This is a genomic window from Vibrio sp. Y58_MX_L22 (assembly GCF_024181865.1).
Lineage (GTDB): Bacteria > Pseudomonadota > Gammaproteobacteria > Enterobacterales > Vibrionaceae > Vibrio > Vibrio alginolyticus.
The window spans coordinates 796,050-814,750 of the sequence record NZ_JAMZAN010000001.1 but is presented as its reverse complement, the minus strand read 5'-3'; the positions used below and the strand labels follow the sequence as shown (position 1 = coordinate 814,750).

The following is an 18,701-nucleotide window of genomic DNA, read 5'->3' as shown; positions in this document are numbered from 1 at the left end:
CATTTACGGAATCTTTGATTTCACACAAGGATTGAAGGGGTATAGGGGAGTAATATTGGCAACCTAAACTTATTAAATAATAATATTTCTCATTAGCAATACTCTTAAGGGCCACTATGAAGTTATCAGAGATTAATCCTGGCGATACGGTGACGATTCGGTTGTTAGATGGTCTTTCATCAGATATCAGAAAGAAACTCATGGTAATGGGGCTGCTTCCCAATACAGAAGTCAAAGTGATTCGACGTGCGCCAATGGGCGATCCTTTACAAGTCGAAGTCCGTGGTGTGTCTGTCGCATTGCGAGAAACAATTGCTCAGAAAATTGAAGTGGAGCGAGTGTAATGCAATATCAAGTGCTAACCGTAGGTAACCCTAATAGTGGTAAAACGACGCTATTTAATGGTTTAACTGGCGCAAAACAGCAAGTTGGTAACTGGGCAGGTGTCACGGTTGAAAAGAAAACGGGACAATTCAAGCATGCTGGGGATGAGTTTTTGTTCACTGACCTTCCGGGTATTTACTCATTAGACAGTGGTAATGATAGTAATAGTATTGATGAATCCATCGCATCGCGTGCGGTTCTAACTCATCCTGCTGATCTCATTATTAACGTGGTGGATGCTACAAGTTTAGAGCGCAGCTTATATATGACGCTGCAACTTCGCGAACTTGGTCGCCCTATGATTGTTGTCCTCAACAAGATGGATGCGCTAAAGCGTGAACGTCAGATGATTAACGTTGCAGAGCTTGAGAAAACGTTAGGTTGTCCGGTTGTCTGTTTATCTGCAACCAATAAAACTCAAGTGGCAGAGTTTAAAGAAAAGCTCCATAAATCCATCGTTCAAGGAGTGCCACTTAAAGAATTGTCTTTGCATTATGGTGAGAAGATGGAGTCGGCAATTCAAACGGTTTCCGCACTTTTTAACGACCAAAACGTCGCTCATCGTGCACTAGCGATTCGTGCGCTTGAAAAAGACACAATGGTGCTCAATAGTCTTTCTGATATTGATAGAAGTAAAGTCTTGGAAGTCATTACGACGTTAGATTTGGATATCGATTTGCATGTCGCGGATACTAAGTACACGCATCTGCATGAACAGTGTAAAAAAGTTCGCCGAAGCGAAGGCAAGTTAAGTCGTAGTGTGACTGAAAGACTCGACCAGTTTATTTTGAACAAGTGGATTGGAATTCCTTTCTTCTTTGTTGTTATGTACCTGATGTTTATGTTCTCGATTAACATCGGTAGTGCATTTATCGACTTTTTTGACATTGGTGTGGGCGCATTGTTGGTTGATGGTGGGCATCACTTGTTAGACGGTCATTTGCCTGTGTGGTTAGTGACGGTTCTTGCTGATGGTATCGGTGGTGGTATCCAGACGGTTGCAACCTTCATTCCGGTTATCGCGTGTTTGTACCTCTTCCTAGCGGTACTTGAGAGCTCAGGTTACATGGCTCGTGCAGCATTCGTACTAGATAAAGTGATGCAGAAGATCGGCCTACCGGGCAAAGCATTTGTACCGTTGGTTCTTGGTTTTGGCTGTAACGTACCGTCAATCATGGCAACTCGTACTCTAGACCAAGAACGTGAGCGTAAACTGGCTGCATCTATGGCGCCATTTATGTCATGCGGTGCTCGTCTGCCTGTATACGCGCTATTTGCTGCGGCATTCTTCCCAGGTTCTGGTCAGAACATTGTATTCGCACTTTACCTACTTGGTATTGTGGCAGCGATCTTCACAGGTCTTTTCCTTAAGCACACGCTTTACCCAGGTAGCAGTGATAGCCTAGTAATGGAAATGCCAGACTATGAGCTTCCGACGCTACAAAACGTGGTGATCAAAACTTGGCAAAAGCTAAAGCGCTTTGTACTTGGTGCAGGTAAAACCATCGTTATCGTTGTTGCTATTTTGAGTTTCTTCAACTCATTGGGTACTGATGGCAGTTTTGGTAATGAAGACAGCGAAAACTCGGTGCTTTCTAAAGCTGCGCAAGTTGTAACTCCAGTATTCGCGCCAATCGGTGTTCAAGAAGATAACTGGCCAGCGACGGTTGGTATCATTACCGGTATCTTCGCAAAAGAGGCGGTAGTTGGTACGCTTAACAGTCTATACACCACGCCAAGTGACGGTGAAGACGCAGAATTTGATCTAATGGGCAGCCTAGAAGAGGCAGTAATGAGTATCCCTGAAAACTTAGCCGGTTTGAGCTACTCAGATCCACTAGGCATTGAAGTGGGTGACTTAACTGACTCAAATGCCGTTGCCGAAGAACAAGAAGTCGATGCTTCTATCTTCGGTAACATTAAATCTCAGTTTGCTTCTGGCAATGCCGCATTTGCTTACCTAATCTTTATCCTACTGTACACTCCTTGTGTGGCGGCGATGGGTGCTTACGTACGTGAGTTTGGTCATAAGTTCGCACGCTTTATCGCGGTTTGGACAATGGGCTTGGCTTACCTATGTGCGACGTTCTACAACCAATTGACGCATTTCCCAGATAGCCCAGTAACAAGTGGTATTTGGATGGCTGTGATCGTAGCTATCTTCTTTGGCACATACCGTGTGTTCAAACAAGTTGGTAAGAAACAAAACGGTGCATTAGAGGCGCAAATAGCATGATTTTAAAAGAGCTTTATCAATACATTGCAGACAAAGGAACCGTCTCCCAGTCAGATCTGGCTAAACAGTTTGGGATGAGTGAAGATGGCGCCGACGCGATGTTAAGCGTGTGGATTAAGAAGGGTAAAGTTAGCCGCTTAGTTGACACTAATAAAGCTCATGACGTGACTCGAGTTCGCTACTCAGTGACTAAACAAGATGGTTTGTCTCTGACAGTCACCATGTAGCGACTATCAAAATTAGTCACCTAAAAATTATCACGTAAAAACGACAAAGCCGCATCAGCAATGATGCGGCTTTTATTTTGCTGGTTATTGTTTGTGAATACAGCGAAATTAATGCTCTTCAGAGTGTTTAGTCGCGCCTAACCCTAGGAACTTCAAACCAAGACTTAAAACTAAAATCGAAATAGGTAATGTTAAGATCGTCCAATCTAAGCTGTCGAAGTTAATCAGCACGAGCTCTAAGAATTTCACAAACAAGATCACGATGATGACTTCAGCCAAAATGTTTTTTAGATGGCCGATGTTTGGGGTTCTGATCCAATGCAAAACCGACTGCTCTTGTGTTTTCGCTTTAGCTTTGTTGGAAATAAATAGTGTGTAGATGCCGTGAGCAAAGATGAACAAAACTAGTGCGACAAGAAATGTATCCAGTGACTTGATCAAATAAGCGATCGCGATGTCTGCTTTATCTAAATGTGCGAGTGCTTCTGGAGGTGTTTGATTGAGAATGAAGACCGCAAATGCCGAATAGGTTTTTGCTGCACCCATAAGAAAAAGCAAGAATGAAGCAGCCATAGAACAGATAATGGCGATCCAGCTGACGTATCGGAATGTGTTGAAGACTTGTTTCATGATGACCCTCTCTAACTGAGCTGGTAGTCTAAACAAGTTTTATTTTAGTGATAATCCCGGAAAAATGAGAAAGATTGTTACAAATACGTATTAATCTTTCTCTGTCTATTTCAGCCGTATTCAAAGGCGAATTATTTTCGCTAGCAGTGCTTATGCTTTTTGGAAAATAGAGCTCAGTGACAGCACATTTTTAATGCGACCAAGCAATTCGTTTTGCTCTTCTTCTGTACGGAATTCACCTTTGGTGTTCCCCCAAACCGGTCCCGGCCATGCTACGTCATCTTTGAAGCGAGCAATATGGTGAATGTGCAGCTGTGGCACCATATTACCTAGTGCGCCAAGGTTTAGCTTGTCTGGACGGAATGTTGCTTCCAGTGCTTGGCTTACCGCTTGAGACTCTAGCAAAAACTGTTGCTGTTCTTGCATTGGCAAGTGGTGAAGCTCTTTTAGGTTTGCACGTTTAGGTACTAAAATAACCCATGGCACGGCATTGTCTTTATGCAGAAGTGCCACACACAGTGGGAAGTGACCGATAACGGTAGTGTCTTTTGCCAATTGAGGGTGCAGTTCAAAACTCATTATATTATCCGATTTGAATTGAATGACATCAGTATACGCCAGATAAAACAAAAGGTTGACGCTTTCACGCCAACCTTTCTAAATCGTCTCGATTCTAGAATCGCTTACATACGCTCTAGAGTATCGATACCTAGTAGAGACAGACCTTGCTTGATGGTCTTCGCTGTTAGCGCTGCTAGTTTCAGACGGCTTTGTTTCACAGCTTCGTCTTCAGCAACTAGGATAGGGCACGCTTCGTAGAAACTAGAGAACTGACCTGCTAGTTCGAATAGGTAGCTACACATGATGTGCGGTTGGCCTTCGCGAGCGACAGATTGAACCGCTTCTTCGAACTGCATAAGTTTAGCAATAAGTGCTTTCTCTTTCTCATCAGTGATTTTGATGTCGCCTTGGAGAGCGTCCATAGCAACACCAGCTTTAGCGAAAATAGAAGCTACGCGAGTGTATGCATATTGCATGTATGGTGCTGTGTTACCTTCAAACGCTAACATGTTGTCCCAATCGAACACGTAGTCAGTCGTACGGTGTTTAGATAAGTCAGAGTATTTAACCGCTGCCATTGCAACTGTTTTAGAGATCTTCTCTTTTTCTTCCGCATCTAGTTCAGGGTTTTTAGATTCGATCAGTTGTGCTGCACGAACTTCTGCTTCATCTAGAAGGTCGGCAAGACGAACGGTACCACCCGCGCGAGTTTTGAATGGCTTACCATCTTTACCAAGCATCATGCCGAACGCGTGGTGCTCAAGAGATACTGACTCAGGTACGTAGCCTGCCTTACGAACAATTGTCCAAGCTTGCATTAGGTGTTGGTGTTGACGAGAGTCGATGAAGTAAAGTACGCGGTCCGCACCTAGTTCTTCGTAACGGTATTTCGCACATGCGATATCCGTTGTTGTGTATAGGAAGCCGCCGTCACGTTTCTGAACGATAACGCCCATCGCTTCGCCGTCTTTGTTCTTGAATTCTTCAAGGAACACAACTTGTGCGCCATCATCTTCAACCGCAAGGCCTTGTGCTTTAAGGTCTGCTACGATCTTAGGTAGCATGTCGTTGTACATGCTTTCGCCCATTACGTCATCACGAGTTAGAGATACGTTTAGACGATCGTAGTTGCGTTGGTTTTGAATCATGGTTACGTCAACCAGCTTCTTCCACATTTCTGCGCAGAACTCGTCGCCGCTTTGCAGTTTCACAACGTAGTTACGTGCTTTAACTGCGAATTCTTCGTCTTCGTCGTACAGTTTCTTAGACTCACGGTAGAAGCCTTCAAGGTCAGCCAGTTCCATAGAAACTTCGCCAGACTCTTGTTGTACACGCTCAAGGTTTGCGATAAGCATACCGAACTGAGTACCCCAGTCACCGATGTGGTTCGCACGGATCACTTTGTGACCTAGGAACTCAAGAGTACGTACTACTGCATCACCGATGATGGTTGAACGTAGGTGACCAACGTGCATTTCTTTCGCAACGTTTGGTGCAGAGTAGTCAGCAACGATAGTTTGAGCTTCGTCTGCTGCAACGCCAAGACGTGAATCAGCCAATGCTGCTTCCGCTTGTTTTGCTAGGAACTCTTCGCTTAGGAAAATGTTGATGAAACCAGGACCTGCGATTTCTGTCTTGCTCGCAATACCATCTAGGTCTAGAACATCCAGTACTTTCTGTGCAAATTCTCGTGGGTTAGTACCCAGTTTTTTAGCAACGCCCATTACGCCGTTTGCTTGGTAGTCACCAAATTGTGGCTTTGCTGATTGGCGTACTGCCGCAGGACTACCTGCAGGTGCGCCAGCGGCTTCTAGAGCCTGAGATACTTTGTCATTAATAAGTGCTTGGATATTCACACGCGTTTCCTTCAATTCAAGGACGAAGAACTCGGCGAAGTAAGTGCCGAGTTCTGTTGGAGTTCACAAAAATGGGGCTAATGATAACAACTTTATTGCTTTTCATACAGAGAGGAATTGGGGAAATTTATACTTTTTCGATTGAATGGAAATGTGGCTTGGTTTGCGTTTACTATTGCGCTCAGAGTAATGAGATAAATCGCCCCATAAGAGAGCCACAATGACGACTCAACTAGTTGAAAAACGCCTAGCGCCTGAATTGATGATCCAAGATCTGGATGCATTTATGGCGAAGATTGAAGAGCTTGCATCCCTGTTAAAACTGGATCTGAGCTTTGCTCAAGCTGACCATATTGCGCTGCGTATTAATGATACTGAAACAGCGAAAGCCGCGCATGAAGCATGGAATCAATACGGTAAGGTGATTTCACAAGCGAAAATCAACGGTCGCCCAATTATTGTTATTGAATTCGACAAGGCGTTAGAAAGCCGTGGCTGGAAGATAGAGTGTCTGGAGCTGCCATACCCTGCGGAAGGCAAAATCTACCCAAGCGAAAGTTGGGAGCATGTGGAGTTCGTGATTCCATCTCACGCCGATACCTCAGATGAGTTTCTTGCTGATTTGAAACACACTTACCCAGCGTTTGGCGCGCGTTTTAACGAGTTGGAAGAGCTGGGTGTGAAGATCAAACTATCGAGCCCGAAAGGGGATGGCGAACGCTTGAAAAACCCAACCGTGGCGTTTAAATACCAAGGCATTTGTATCAAACTGCACCCGCATTCACTTAAGCGTATTGTGGAGTCTGAGCAGGCTGAATAAGCAAGTTTTGAACGACTAGAAAGAAGAAAGGTTTGCAAATGAGCAACCCTTTCTTTCATTCAAAAGCGATGAACTTAAAGGATCACTGTCTTATTCCCATAAACAAAGACGTGGTCATTGATCACTTTATTCAAAGCCTTACTCAATACGTTCTTCTCTACATCGCGTCCAGCTTGCGCCATATCTTGGGCATTGAATGTATGGTCGACAGGAATTACGTCTTGCTTGATGATCGGCCCTTCATCTAAATCATTAGTCACGAAGTGTGCTGTTGCACCGATGATTTTCACACCGCGATCGTAAGCTTGTTGATATGGCTTCGCGCCAATAAAAGCAGGTAAGAAGCTGTGATGAATATTAATGATTTTGTGGTGATATTTCTCAACAAACGTCGGCGTTAATACGCGCATGTATTTAGCTAGCACCAAAAAGTCAGCATCGTATTGATCGATCACTTCTAGCATCTTCTGCTCGTGTTCTTCACGGCTAAGGTTTTCATGGGTCACATGGTGGTAAGGAATGTCGAAGCGTTCAGTGAGAGTTTGCAGTTTGTCGTAATTCCCCACCACAGCGGCGATCTCAACATCTAGGCTTCCATCGTAGGTTTTCATCAGAATATCGCCTAAACAATGCGCTTCTTTTGTGACGAGAATGACGATGCGCTTACGGCGAGAGCCAACCAATTTACGCTTAGCACCTTGCGGGAGAGCTTGGTCCAAGTCGGCAAGAAACGTTTGATCGTTGAAGTATCCCTCCAGCTCCGTTCTCATGAAAAAGTGGCCACTGGTATTATCAACAAATTCGTTATTGTGAACGATGTTGAGTTGGTGCTTGTAACAGATATTAGTAATTTTCGAGATGAGACCCGGGGCGTCAGAACAGTGGGTCAACAGTGTTTTCTTTTCCATAAATCAGGTACTTCCATGCATTAATATTTTAGCGTACTAATTTGTTATTATTCCCTGGCGGGTGTAACTGTACTGCCATGTTTCACCATAAATAATCTATTCTTACGTTGGTTTCAACAAAATATCCTTGTGTCGCCGCAAGCTGGTCAGATTGTGGGCTGATGTCACTCCTATTCCTCTGATATACTCTCGATAATTTTTCAAACTCAATACCAAGCATGATCGCAAAAACTTTTTCCTCTGATGGCGCGTTAGGTAAGGCCATTCCTGGCTTTCAAGCTCGTCAGCCACAAATCGATATGGCGGAAGCCGTCAGCAGTGCGATCAAAGATCAAACCCAGTTGGTGGTGGAGGCAGGAACCGGAACCGGTAAGACCTTCGCCTACTTAGTCCCTGCGCTGTTAAGCGGTAAAAAAGTGATCATCAGTACAGGCTCGAAAAACTTGCAAGAGCAGTTGTACCATCGTGACTTACCGCTCATGGTCAATGCGCTTGGTTTTTATGGCCAAGTGGCGTTATTAAAAGGGCGTTCTAATTATCTGTGTTTGGATCGTTTGAGCCGCCAAATGGTCGAAAGCCATACTAATGAATCTGACCCGACATTATTAACTCAACTTGTTAAAGTGCGTGCTTGGTCATCAGAAACCAAAACAGGTGACCTTGGGGATTGTGATGATCTACCAGAAGACAGCATGATCATTCCGACTATCACCTCAACCAATGATAACTGTTTAGGTAAAGAATGTCCGAGCTACACTGATTGCTTTGTATTGAAAGCGCGTAAGCGAGCCATGGATTCCGACATTGTTGTAGTGAACCATCACTTGTTTCTTGCTGATTTAGCGATCAAAGAAACAGGATTCGGTGAACTGATTCCAGAAGCCGATGTGTTTATTTTTGATGAAGCTCATCAGTTGCCAGATATTGCGAGCGAATATTTCGGCCAGTCAGTTTCAAGCCGCCAAATTCACGATCTTGCCAAAGACATTGAAATAGCCTATCACACCGAAGCCAAAGATATGCGTCAATTGCAAAAAGTGGGCGACAAACTCATGCAAAGCGCAATGGACATGCGGATTGTATTGGGTGAGCCAGGCTTTCGTGGCAACTGGCGTGAGGCGTTGCAATCAGGTTCTATTAAGCGAGAATTATTGCGCTTAACTGACAGCCTCGAATTGGCGATTGATGTACTCAAAATAGCCTTAGGGCGCAGTCAATTACTGGATACCGCCTTTGAACGAGCAAATTTGATCAAAGGCCGTATCGACCGGGTATGTGATGTCGATATTACCGGTTACTCATACTGGTACGATACCTCGCCTCGTCATTTCGCTCTGCACATTACGCCTCTTTCTGTCGCGGACAAGTTCCATGAGCAAATAGAGATTAAACAAGGCGCTTGGATTTTCACGTCAGCAACCCTAGCCGTATCGGGCGATTTCAAGCACTTTACTGAGCGCCTTGGCCTCAAGCCTACAAAGCAATTTTCTCTGCCGTCCCCCTTTGATTATCAAAAGCAAGCGCGCCTTTGTGTGCCAAGGTATTTGCCAGAGCCAAACAGTAACGGCTTAGCGGATAAGTTAGTCCGAATGCTTGCTCCGGTGATTGAAGAAAATGATGGTCGCTGCTTCTTTTTATGTACCTCGCACAGCATGATGCGTGAACTAGGTGAGAAGTTCCGAGAAGTACTTGAGCTGCCTGTGTTAATGCAAGGGGAGATGAGTAAGCAGAAAACCTTGGCGGAGTTTATGGAACTGGGTAACGCTTTACTCGTGGCGACGGGCGCTTTCTGGGAAGGGATTGATGTTAGAGGTGATGCGCTGAGCTGTGTTATTATCGACAAATTACCGTTTACCGCCCCTGACGATCCGTTACTCAAAGCCCGTATCGAGGATTGTCGATTACGTGGCGGTGAACCATTTGCTGAAGTACAAATCCCGGATGCAGTGATTACGTTAAAGCAGGGAGTCGGGCGATTAATTCGAGATCAGAAGGATCACGGTGCGTTGATCATTTGTGATAATCGCCTCGTCACGCGAGACTATGGTGGTATTTTCCTCGGAAGTCTACCACCTATCCCAAGGACGCGAGACTTAGATGGAATCAAAGCATTCCTGAAAGCAGAACAATCTGTCACAGACGCAAGTGCTGAGGCATAACCCAATAAATGAGAGTTGTAGAGAGTTAAATGAGCGCAAAAATTCTTGCTATCGATACAGCGACTGAAAACTGTTCAGTTGCGTTGTTGGCTAATGATCAAGTGATTTCACGTAGCGCGGTTGCACCACGCGATCACACCAAAAAAGTACTGCCAATGGTTGATGAAGTACTCAAAGAAGCTGGCCTGACTCTACAAGAGCTGGATGCGTTAGCGTTTGGACGTGGTCCAGGTAGCTTTACTGGCGTTCGTATCGGTATTGGTATCGCACAAGGTTTGGCGTTCGGTGCTGACTTACCTATGATCGGCGTTTCAACGCTGGCTGCAATGGCTCAAGGTAGCTATCGCTTACATGGTGTGACCGATGTCGCTGTGGCTATTGACGCACGTATGGGTGAAGTTTACTGGGCACGTTACACTCGCCAAGCAAACGGTGAGTGGGCAGAGATGGATGCAGAGTGCGTAATTCCACCAGCACGTCTCGTTGAAGAAGCACAAGCAGACGACAAAACGTGGACGACAGCAGGTACTGGTTGGGATGCTTACCAAGAAGTATTAGCAGACCTACCGTTTAATTTGACGCATAGTGACGTTCTGTACCCTGATTCACAAGACATCGTGATTCTTGCTGAACAAGAATTTAAAAAGGGTAATACCGTGCCGGTCGAAGATTCGAGCCCTGTTTATTTACGTGATAATGTGACATGGAAAAAACTTCCTGGTCGCGAATAGTCCGTTTTTCATTAACCTGACAAAAAGCAGGGCGTTTGCCCTGTATTTTTATGGAGTGCTATGGCGTCGATTAATGGCTTGCCTCCTTCTTTGATTCCCGGTGCAAATCGCACTCATAAAGCCAGTCAAAAGAAGCAGGTAAATAAATCACAAACAAAGCAGCCTGTAGGTCAGCCTTCAAAGGTTGCTAACGCCGTGGCGCACTCCATAAAACACGTGGATGAGTCCCAAATTCACCGAGCTCAAGTGCAATATGACCTTCCTGAAGGGGGCGCACGTAAAGCAATGGAGCAGTACATGGATGTCATGAATCGAGCTAAAAAAGAGGAACTGGCTCAATTACTTGGTGTCGATATTTACGTGTGAGATCTCCCCAGCTTGGGGTTACTAATATTGAAAGGTGGTTTATGAAGGTTTTTGGACGGTTTTTTCTCGCATTATTTGCTACGGTTGGTTTGTCTGCGTGTAGCTCTTTGCCAGAGGAGCTAAATGCAAGCACAGAATTGGTCGTTACAGACTATAAAGCGTTTGCTGAGTCTCAGGGGCAAGTGAGTGAAGATGTTCGCCTTGGTGGAATCATCGCTAAAGTGGATAACTTTAAAGATAAAACGCGTCTAGAGATTGTAAACCTTCCTATCAGTAAGTCTGGTAAACCTGATATTGATGAAGAGCCTACGGGGCGTTTTGTCGCCTATTTTGATGGCTATTTAGAGCCTGTCGCCTTTAGTGAAGGCCGTTTGGTGACGGTTGTAGGCAAAGGAGCAGGGGAAGAAGAAGGAAAGATCGGTGAGCACGGTTACATCTTCCCAGTAATTAAGGGGGAAGGGTACCGTTTATGGAAAATTGAAGAACGTGTACGCATGTATGACTCGCCAACCTACTTTTACCCATGTTACTCGATTAACTGCCGCATGTGGCGTAATGATTTCCCGCAAGACGGTAAAGTGATAAAACAGGTCAAATAATCTGCGATGCATGAGCGTCAATTCGAGCTTCCTGCCGGCAAAATGGCAGCCCTTGAGATAGGGAACGAGAAAACGGCTGACTTGTCAGTCGTTTTTCTTCATGGGTGGTTAGATAATGCGGGCAGCTTTAAAGCGCTCATGGAGCAGTTGAATCAACTTAATCCTCACTTACACCTCCTCGCCATCGATCATTTTGGTCACGGTTTATCGAGTCATAAATCTCACGATAATTATTACCCCTTTCACGACTATATTGCCGATTTGTATCAGTTTTTGGACGAATTATCACCAAACAGACTGATATTAGTAGGGCATTCACTTGGTGCTTTAATCGCAAGTTGCTATAGTGCAGCGTTTCCAGAGCAGGTCGAAGCTCTTGTGCAAATTGAGGGAGCAGGACCTCTTCATGAGGATCCTACTAACAGTTTGCCTCGTCTTCGCGATGGCGTTTTAAGTCGAATAAGACAGCAAAACAAGCCAGAGCGAGCCATTGCCTCCTTCGATCTGGCGTTAAAATTACGCATGCAAGCCAACCAATTAACCGCTGAGCAACTTCTACCGATAGTCGAGCGTGGAACAGAGCAGCGAGGAGATAAATGGTATTGGCGGCATGACGCCAAGTTAAAATGTGCGTCGCTTTACCGAATGGCGCAAGCGCATGCTAACTCGATTACCAGCCAAATACGTTGTCCTCATTTGATTGTATTAGGCGATCAAGGATTTCAGAATTTACCATCTAACCAAGCTGATTGGGGAGAGAACCCACCGCAAGTGGTTTCTGTCAAGGGTGGTCATCACTGTCATTTAGAGCAAATACTCGAGGTCGCAACGCGAATTCTTGGTGTAGTTAACAAAATTTAAACAAGTGTTTGAGAGTTGCGTGCTCAAGCACGTTCGCTGTGCTGTAATAGCTTTCAAAATAAAAAGGACGCTATTTTTTAGCCAGTTATAAACGAGGAGTAACATCGTGGATAAACCATGGCTTTCACGTTATCCAAGTGACGTACCTGAAACCATTAATCCAGAGCAATATGAGTCTTTGGTAGAAATGTTTGAACAGTCTGTACAAAAATATGCAGACCAACCAGCATTCATGAACATGGGCTCGGTTATGACCTTCCGTAAATTGGAAGAGCGTAGTCGCGCATTCGCAGCGTATCTGCAAAACGAGTTAAAACTGCAAAAGGGTGACCGTGTTGCTCTGATGATGCCAAACCTACTGCAATACCCAGTGGCGTTGTTTGGTATTTTGCGTGCAGGTTGTATCGCCGTAAACGTTAACCCACTTTACACTCCTCGTGAACTTGAACACCAATTGAATGACTCAGGTGCGACGACGATTGTGATTGTGTCTAACTTTGCGAATACGTTAGAACAAATTGTCGATAAAACACCAGTCAAACACGTAGTGTTAACCAGTCTTGGTCAAATGCTGCCACGAGCGAAAGGTACGATTGTCGATTTTGTCGTGAAGTACGTTAAGGGCATGGTGCCTAAGTACGATTTACCTGGTGCAATCTCAATGCGTCAGGCTCTACGTAAAGGTCGTCGTCTACAATACGTTAAACCGTTTATGTCTGGGGATGACATTGCATTCCTGCAATATACGGGGGGGACGACAGGTGTCGCGAAAGGCGCGATTCTGACTCACCGCAACATGATTGCGAACGTTCTACAGGCAAAAGGCGCGTACGGACCGGTTTTATCTCCGGGGCGTGAATTAGTCGTAACAGCATTACCGCTGTATCACGTATTTGCTCTTACCGTAAACTGTCTGCTGTTTGTCGAAATGGGTGGTCGTAACTTACTTATTACCAACCCTAGAGATATTCCAGGGTTCGTGAAAGAGCTACAAAAGCATCCGTTTACTGCGATTACGGGCGTGAATACCTTATTTAATGCATTGGTCAACAATGAAGATTTCCACGAGTTGGATTTCAGTAATCTACGTTTAGCCGTTGGCGGCGGCATGGCAGTGCAGCGCTCAGTGGCAGAAAGATGGCAAAAGACCACGGGTTGCTATTTGCTCGAAGGTTACGGTCTAACAGAGTGTTCTCCGTTGGTGGCGGCATATCCGCATGATCTTGTTGAATACAATGGCTCTATTGGTCTGCCGGTACCATCAACAGAAGTTCGTATCGTGGACGAAGAAGGCAACGCTCTTGCGAATACTGAAACTGGTGAACTTCAAGTTCGTGGTCCTCAGGTTATGCAAGGTTACTGGCAACGACCTGAAGCAACGAAAGATACGATTAACGAAGACGGCTGGCTATCAACTGGCGACATCGTTAAGTTCGATGACGAAGGCTTCCTGCATATCGTTGACCGTAAGAAAGACATGATCTTAGTATCAGGCTTTAATGTTTACCCGAACGAAATTGAAGACGTTGTAGCACTACACGGCAAAGTACTTGAAGTTGCTGCTATTGGTCAGCCGCATGAAGTGTCTGGTGAATTAGTGAAGATTTATGTCGTGAAACGTGATCCGAGCTTGACCAAAGACGAAGTGATCGCGCATTGTCGAGAACACTTAACTGGCTACAAAGTTCCGAAGTTGGTTGAGTTCCGCGAAGACTTACCTAAAACCAATGTCGGTAAGATCTTGCGTCGTGTTTTACGCGAAGAGAATGACGCTGAACTTGCGAAGAAAAGCGCATAAGCCGATTTCGTCGAGTCGAGAGATTTAAAAAATGATAGAATGCCAGCGTTTTGCTGGCATTTTTATAGCGAGAAGTATGTGAACTATCAAATTATTACTAAAAACAAAGACCTAGAAGAGGTTTGCACTCATGCCCGAGAGGCAGACGTAGTGATGCTGGATACCGAATTCGTTCGTATTCGCACTTTCTACCCGCAGTTAGGTCTGATTCAGCTTTTCGATGGTAATCGCCTCTCGCTGATTGATCCGACTGAATTAACGGATATGACGCCGTTTGTAGCGCTATTAAAAGATACTTCTGTGCTAAAAGTGCTGCACGCATGTGGTGAAGATTTAGAAGTTTTCCAAAACGCTTTTGGTTGTACACCATTCCCTATGGTGGATACGCAGCTGATGGCCGCTTTTCTCGGTCACGGCCTATCGACAGGCTTCGCATCGCTGGTGGAAGAATATTTAGGCGTAGAGCTCGACAAAAGTGAATCACGTACCGACTGGATGGCTCGTCCACTGACACAAAAGCAATTAGATTATGCTGCCGCAGATGTTCATTACTTGTTACCGTTATACGAAAAGCTGTTCGATAAGGTGACGCAAGCAGGTTGGTGGGAAGCTGTACAGCAAGAAAGTGATTTACTCGTTTCGAAACGTATTCGCGTAACCAATGAAGAGAATGCCTACCTTGATATTAAGGGCGCTTGGCAATTAAAACCTTCTGAGCTGGCGATTTTAAAGCCATTGGCGACGTGGCGTTATCGTGAAGCAATCAAACGAGATTTAGCGCTGAACTTTATCTTCAAAGAAGGTGATCTATTAACGGTCGCTCGTCTTGGTTTAACGAACTTTAAGAAGATGGAAGCAGAAGATATTGATATCCGAGCGATTAACCGCCATGGCGCGAAGATTGCCGCGATTGTTAAACAAGCGAAGCAAACACCTTCTGAAGAGTATCCTGCGAAAATTGAGCGTTTAATGGACTATCCGGGTTACAAGCAGGTCTTCAAAAATATGAAAGACTTGGTGAAATCGGCTTCGCAGAAGTCTGGTTTAGCCACGGAGTTCCTTGCCTCTAAAAAGCAGATCAATCAGTTGATCAGTTGGGTTTGGAAAAAAGATCGTGACCCAGAAGTGTTGCCTGATTTGATGCAAGGGTGGCGTTTGGATTTACTCGGCGACAAGATGAACAAAGCATTAAAGTAATGAAAGATGAAAAAGGTTGGCCTCGATGCCAACCTTTTTCGTTCTAATTAGAGCATTCGTCTGGCGAGAGAAACTGATTACTTTTCTTCGTCTGGTAGCTTCACATTTAGCTCAAGAACTGAGATATCGTCGTCTTTGTGCTCAAATGTTAAGTCAACCATATTTGGATCAATTGCCACGTACTTGCTGATCACCTTCAAGATGTCTTCTTTTAATTGAGGCAAGTAAGACGGCGCAGGATCATTTTGGCTGCGGCGCTCTGCGACAATGATTTGCAAACGCTCTTTAGCTAGATTCGCAGAAGTTTTCTTCTGTGGACGGAAAAATTCTAATAATGACATGTCTAGCCTCCAAAGAGTCGTTTAAAGAGTCCTTTCTTCTCCTCAGTAAGGAAACGAAATTCAACCTGATTGCCTAATAAGCGATCAACGGTGTCAGAATAAGCCATACCCGCATCGGTGTTATCGTCAAAAGTGACTGGCACACCTTTGTTTGACGCGTTAAGCACGGCTTGGCTTTCTGGAATCACGCCCAGTAGTGGAATATGTAAGATCTCCTCAACGTCTTCAACGCTTAGCATTTCGCCTTGAGTGACGCGAGATGGGTTGTAGCGAGTCAGTAACAGATGCTGTTTTACTGGCTCTAGCCCTTGTTCTGCACGCAGTGACTTAGAATCTAAAATACCGAGAATGCGGTCAGAGTCACGCACAGAAGAGACTTCTGGGTTCGTTGTGACAATGGCTTCATCGGCATAGTACAAGGCCATTAACGCGCCTTGCTCTATACCTGCTGGTGAATCACAAATAATGAAATCAAAGCCCATTTCATCAAGTTCGCCGAATACGCGCTGAACACCATCTTTTGTCAGTGCGTCTTTATCACGAGTTTGAGAAGCAGGAAGAATAAATAGGTTGTCCGTGCGCTTATCTTTGATCAGCGCTTGGTTTAATGTCGCTTCGCCGTTAATGACGTTTACAAAGTCATACACGACGCGGCGCTCACAGCCCATGATTAGATCGAGGTTACGCAAACCGATGTCAAAATCGATCACCGCGGTCTTTTTTCCCTTAAGAGCTAGACCAGAGGCGATGGCTGCGCTTGAAGTGGTTTTACCAACGCCACCTTTACCAGACGTTACTACAATAATGCGTGCCATTTTTTTTCCTTTTTAGATTAAATCGCGAGAACTTCTAAATGTAATGATTCATCGGCTTTACTGATCATTACTTTCTTTTGCCAGTACTCGCTTTCAATTTGATCGCTTAACCAGTAGTCACCCGCAATGGATACCAGTTCTGCTTGTAAATCGTGGCAAATAATACGCGCTTCCTGCTGACCACTTGCTCCTGCAATCGCACGACCTCGAAGTGTGCCATGGATATGAATAGAGCCGTCAGCAATGACTTCAGCACCTGCACTTACGTGCGCTAGCACCACCAAATCACCATCTTTTGCGTAGATCTGTTGTCCTGAGCGGACAGGCGTACGAACTACTTTCGTTGGTGCCATTTTGGCAGGTGCTTGGCTTGGCGATTTGCTCGCCGACATAATGGCGAAGCCAGCTTCGGAAGCAAGGTTTTGTACACGCTTGTCTTTACAGCCCGTTACACCGACCGGAATAAAACCGGCATCTGAGATGCCTTGTTTAAGCTTAGGGAAATCAATGTCGCCTTGTACTTTTGCTATATTGATTACCAAAGGCGCGGATGCAAAAAAAGAAGGTGCTTGAGAAACTTTTTCTTGCAAAAATTCGACAGTCTTTGCGATCTCATTGTCAGAAAGGTGTAAAACTGACAATGTAAAACTGCTACCTTTAAGGTCTGGTGAATGGGTCATCGTGGACTTCTTGCCTTTATTGAAAGAGCGTTGCCTTAAACTAGGTATGTCATGTTATATTTCATCCTTTGACGCAGCAAGTTCTCTCGTGGGCAAATAGGTGAATTAATCTCAAATTTGCTATTAAGTTTGCGAGAATTTGACGTTTTCAACCTAATCCGCACTCAACGCGGCTAAATCAGCATAAAAGGCGTGTCATGCTTTGTTCTATTTATAAAAGCTCGAAAAAAGAAGGTACTTATCTCTATATTCCGAAAAAGGATGATTTTTCACAGGTTCCTGACACCTTAATGCAGATGTTCGGTAAGCCTATCGCTGTCATGACGATTAAACTTGATGGCCGTAAATTGGCACAAGTTGATATCGAAAAAGTGAAGGCTTCATTACAAAATGATGGCTTCTTTCTTCAGGTTCCACCGCCGCCGGAGAACCTATTAGAAAAGTACAAAGAACAAAAAGCCCAGCAGAAAGGCGAATAACGTCATCGTTTTTCATCTGGGATTTCTGCCTTGCTCAAGGAGGGCAATATGAAAAAGATACTGGCTACCATGCTTAGCGTTGGTATGTGTACCTCGGCTTTTGCAAGTAGCGAGGGTTTTGATGAATACTTGAATAAGCTGCGTGCTGAAGCTCGTGATAAAGGTATCTCAGAGCAGGTCATTAGTGCTGCTTTTGCTAATGTTGAGTACAAGCCCCGAGCAGTAAAAGCGGACCGAAACCAACCAGAAAAGAAACTGACATTGGATGAGTACATTCCTCGCGCGGTGCCTGAATGGAAGGTGAAGCAAGCCAGACAACTCTACAAAGAGCATTACACCGAGCTAAAGCGTATAGGCGATGAGTACGGTGTCCACCCGCGCTTTATTGTGGCACTTTGGGGAGTTGAAAGTAACTTTGGTAAGTTTACCGGCAACTTTAAAGTGATTGATGCACTATCCACAATGGCATTTGAAGGCCGTCGTGAAGAGTTTTTCCGTAAAGAGACTATGTCGGCACTGCAGATCCTCGATCAAGGCCATATTGAGCTAGAGAACTTTAAAGGCTCATGGGCTGGTGCGATGGGTCAATGCCAGTTTATGCCAAGCTCTTTCCTTCGTTTTGCTGCTGACGGCAACGGGGATGGTAAAAAAGACATATGGCAATCTGAAGCGGACGTGTTTGCATCAACCGCTAACTATTTGAGCAAGTCTGGTTGGGATGATAAATATACTTGGGGTCGCCAAGTTAAGGTTCCTAAAAATATTGATCGCAGTCTAGAAGGGCGCACGGCTGAAAAAGGCAAATACCTTCAAGAGTGGAGCCAATTAGGTATCACAAAATATGACGGTAGCCCGTTGCCAAAACTGGATGAAGACATCAAAGCATGGTTGATCATGCCGGACGACGAGAATGGTCGTACGTATCTGGTTTACAATAACTACAACGTATTGATGAAGTGGAACCGCTCTTACTACTTCGCACTTGCTGTGAGTCACTTGGCTGACCGCATTAAATACTGATCTGCCATCAAACAATTTGGCATCCAGTCTTCA

Annotated in this window: 20 protein-coding genes; 13 read left to right on the top strand and 7 right to left on the bottom strand. The window is 44.9% G+C overall.

Annotated features, from left to right (window positions below; translation table 11 throughout):
• Window positions 1-116: 116 nt before the first annotated feature.
• The 3 genes from NL626_RS03520 to NL626_RS03510 are packed head-to-tail and all read left to right on the top strand — an operon-like array spanning window position 117 to window position 2,847.
• A complete protein-coding gene (locus NL626_RS03520; RefSeq protein WP_005382190.1) occupies window positions 117-344 on the top strand; it encodes a FeoA family protein in 228 nt (75 codons plus the stop codon).
• Window positions 344-2,620: a Fe(2+) transporter permease subunit FeoB gene (gene feoB / locus NL626_RS03515; RefSeq protein WP_253656992.1), complete on the top strand. Its 2,277-nt coding sequence runs from the start codon at window positions 344-346 to the stop codon at window positions 2,618-2,620. Before NL626_RS03520 ends, feoB begins: the two co-directional genes overlap by 1 nt.
• Complete coding sequence (locus NL626_RS03510; RefSeq protein WP_053303289.1) at window positions 2,617-2,847, top strand: FeoC-like transcriptional regulator; 231 nt, start codon at window positions 2,617-2,619, stop codon at window positions 2,845-2,847. Before feoB ends, NL626_RS03510 begins: the two co-directional genes overlap by 4 nt.
• A 108-nt stretch (window positions 2,848-2,955) precedes the next feature.
• On the opposite strand, the gene NL626_RS03505 is transcribed toward NL626_RS03510, so the two are convergent.
• From NL626_RS03505 to argS, 3 genes are all read right to left on the bottom strand, one after another.
• Window positions 2,956-3,477 (bottom strand): YqhA family protein, encoded by a 522-nt coding sequence (locus NL626_RS03505; RefSeq protein WP_042523163.1) that lies wholly within the window; start codon window positions 3,475-3,477, stop codon window positions 2,956-2,958.
• A 150-nt stretch (window positions 3,478-3,627) separates the two neighbouring features.
• Window positions 3,628-4,056 carry an HIT domain-containing protein gene (locus tag NL626_RS03500; protein WP_005382194.1) on the bottom strand — a complete coding sequence of 143 codons (429 nt, stop codon included), beginning with the start codon at window positions 4,054-4,056 and terminating at the stop codon, window positions 3,628-3,630.
• 104 nt (window positions 4,057-4,160) lie between these two features.
• On the bottom strand, window positions 4,161-5,894 hold the full coding sequence (gene argS, locus NL626_RS03495) for an arginine--tRNA ligase (protein WP_253656991.1): 1,734 nt from the start codon (window positions 5,892-5,894) through the stop codon (window positions 4,161-4,163).
• A gap of 220 nt (window positions 5,895-6,114) precedes the next feature.
• Here argS and NL626_RS03490 point away from each other — a divergent pair, with 220 nt between their 5' ends.
• Window positions 6,115-6,714, top strand: coding sequence for a VOC family protein (locus tag NL626_RS03490; RefSeq protein WP_253656990.1), 600 nt, complete (start codon window positions 6,115-6,117; stop codon window positions 6,712-6,714).
• Window positions 6,715-6,788: 74 nt separating this feature from the next.
• On the opposite strand, the gene purU is transcribed toward NL626_RS03490, so the two are convergent.
• Window positions 6,789-7,622, bottom strand: coding sequence for a formyltetrahydrofolate deformylase (gene purU / locus NL626_RS03485; protein WP_005382206.1), 834 nt, complete (start codon window positions 7,620-7,622; stop codon window positions 6,789-6,791).
• Between the two features lie 218 nt (window positions 7,623-7,840).
• On the opposite strand from purU, the gene NL626_RS03480 reads away from it, so the two are divergent.
• The 7 genes from NL626_RS03480 (at window position 7,841) to rnd (ending at window position 15,333) form a co-directional block, all read left to right on the top strand.
• Entirely contained in the window at window positions 7,841-9,781 is a 1,941-nt protein-coding gene (locus NL626_RS03480; RefSeq protein WP_253656989.1) for an ATP-dependent DNA helicase, read from the top strand.
• A gap of 29 nt (window positions 9,782-9,810) precedes the next feature.
• Entirely contained in the window at window positions 9,811-10,512 is a 702-nt protein-coding gene (tsaB, locus tag NL626_RS03475) for a tRNA (adenosine(37)-N6)-threonylcarbamoyltransferase complex dimerization subunit type 1 TsaB (protein WP_017819943.1), read from the top strand.
• A gap of 60 nt (window positions 10,513-10,572) precedes the next feature.
• Complete coding sequence (locus tag NL626_RS03470; RefSeq protein WP_017819942.1) at window positions 10,573-10,878, top strand: hypothetical protein; 306 nt, start codon at window positions 10,573-10,575, stop codon at window positions 10,876-10,878.
• Between the two features lie 41 nt (window positions 10,879-10,919).
• Window positions 10,920-11,477, top strand: coding sequence for a Slp family lipoprotein (locus NL626_RS03465; protein ID WP_005382214.1), 558 nt, complete (start codon window positions 10,920-10,922; stop codon window positions 11,475-11,477).
• 6 nt (window positions 11,478-11,483) lie between these two features.
• On the top strand, window positions 11,484-12,338 hold the full coding sequence (locus NL626_RS03460) for an alpha/beta fold hydrolase (RefSeq protein ID WP_005382215.1): 855 nt from the start codon (window positions 11,484-11,486) through the stop codon (window positions 12,336-12,338).
• Window positions 12,339-12,444: 106 nt separating this feature from the next.
• Window positions 12,445-14,136, top strand: a complete 1,692-nt coding sequence (gene fadD / locus NL626_RS03455) for a long-chain-fatty-acid--CoA ligase FadD (RefSeq protein WP_005382216.1) — start codon at window positions 12,445-12,447, stop codon at window positions 14,134-14,136.
• Between the two features lie 78 nt (window positions 14,137-14,214).
• Window positions 14,215-15,333 carry a ribonuclease D gene (gene rnd / locus NL626_RS03450; protein ID WP_031777213.1) on the top strand — a complete coding sequence of 373 codons (1,119 nt, stop codon included), beginning with the start codon at window positions 14,215-14,217 and terminating at the stop codon, window positions 15,331-15,333.
• Window positions 15,334-15,410: 77 nt separating this feature from the next.
• Here the strand turns inward: rnd and minE are convergent, their stop codons facing one another.
• Genes minE through minC form a run of 3 tightly spaced genes read right to left on the bottom strand, consistent with a single transcriptional unit; the run spans window position 15,411 to window position 17,169 of the window.
• Entirely contained in the window at window positions 15,411-15,674 is a 264-nt protein-coding gene (minE, locus tag NL626_RS03445) for a cell division topological specificity factor MinE (RefSeq protein WP_005388332.1), read from the bottom strand.
• A gap of 2 nt (window positions 15,675-15,676) precedes the next feature.
• The gene (minD, locus tag NL626_RS03440) at window positions 15,677-16,489 is read right to left on the bottom strand and encodes a septum site-determining protein MinD (protein ID WP_005388331.1); all 813 of its coding nucleotides are present in this window, start codon (window positions 16,487-16,489) and stop codon (window positions 15,677-15,679) included.
• Between the two features lie 17 nt (window positions 16,490-16,506).
• A complete protein-coding gene (minC, locus tag NL626_RS03435) occupies window positions 16,507-17,169 on the bottom strand; it encodes a septum site-determining protein MinC (protein WP_005382304.1) in 663 nt (220 codons plus the stop codon).
• Window positions 17,170-17,366: 197 nt separating this feature from the next.
• Between minC and NL626_RS03430 the strand changes: the two genes are divergently transcribed.
• Window positions 17,367-17,648: a YcgL domain-containing protein gene (locus tag NL626_RS03430; RefSeq protein ID WP_005382303.1), complete on the top strand. Its 282-nt coding sequence runs from the start codon at window positions 17,367-17,369 to the stop codon at window positions 17,646-17,648.
• 48 nt (window positions 17,649-17,696) lie between these two features.
• Window positions 17,697-18,668, top strand: coding sequence for a lytic transglycosylase domain-containing protein (locus tag NL626_RS03425; protein ID WP_005388330.1), 972 nt, complete (start codon window positions 17,697-17,699; stop codon window positions 18,666-18,668).
• Window positions 18,669-18,701 lie beyond the last annotated feature (33 nt).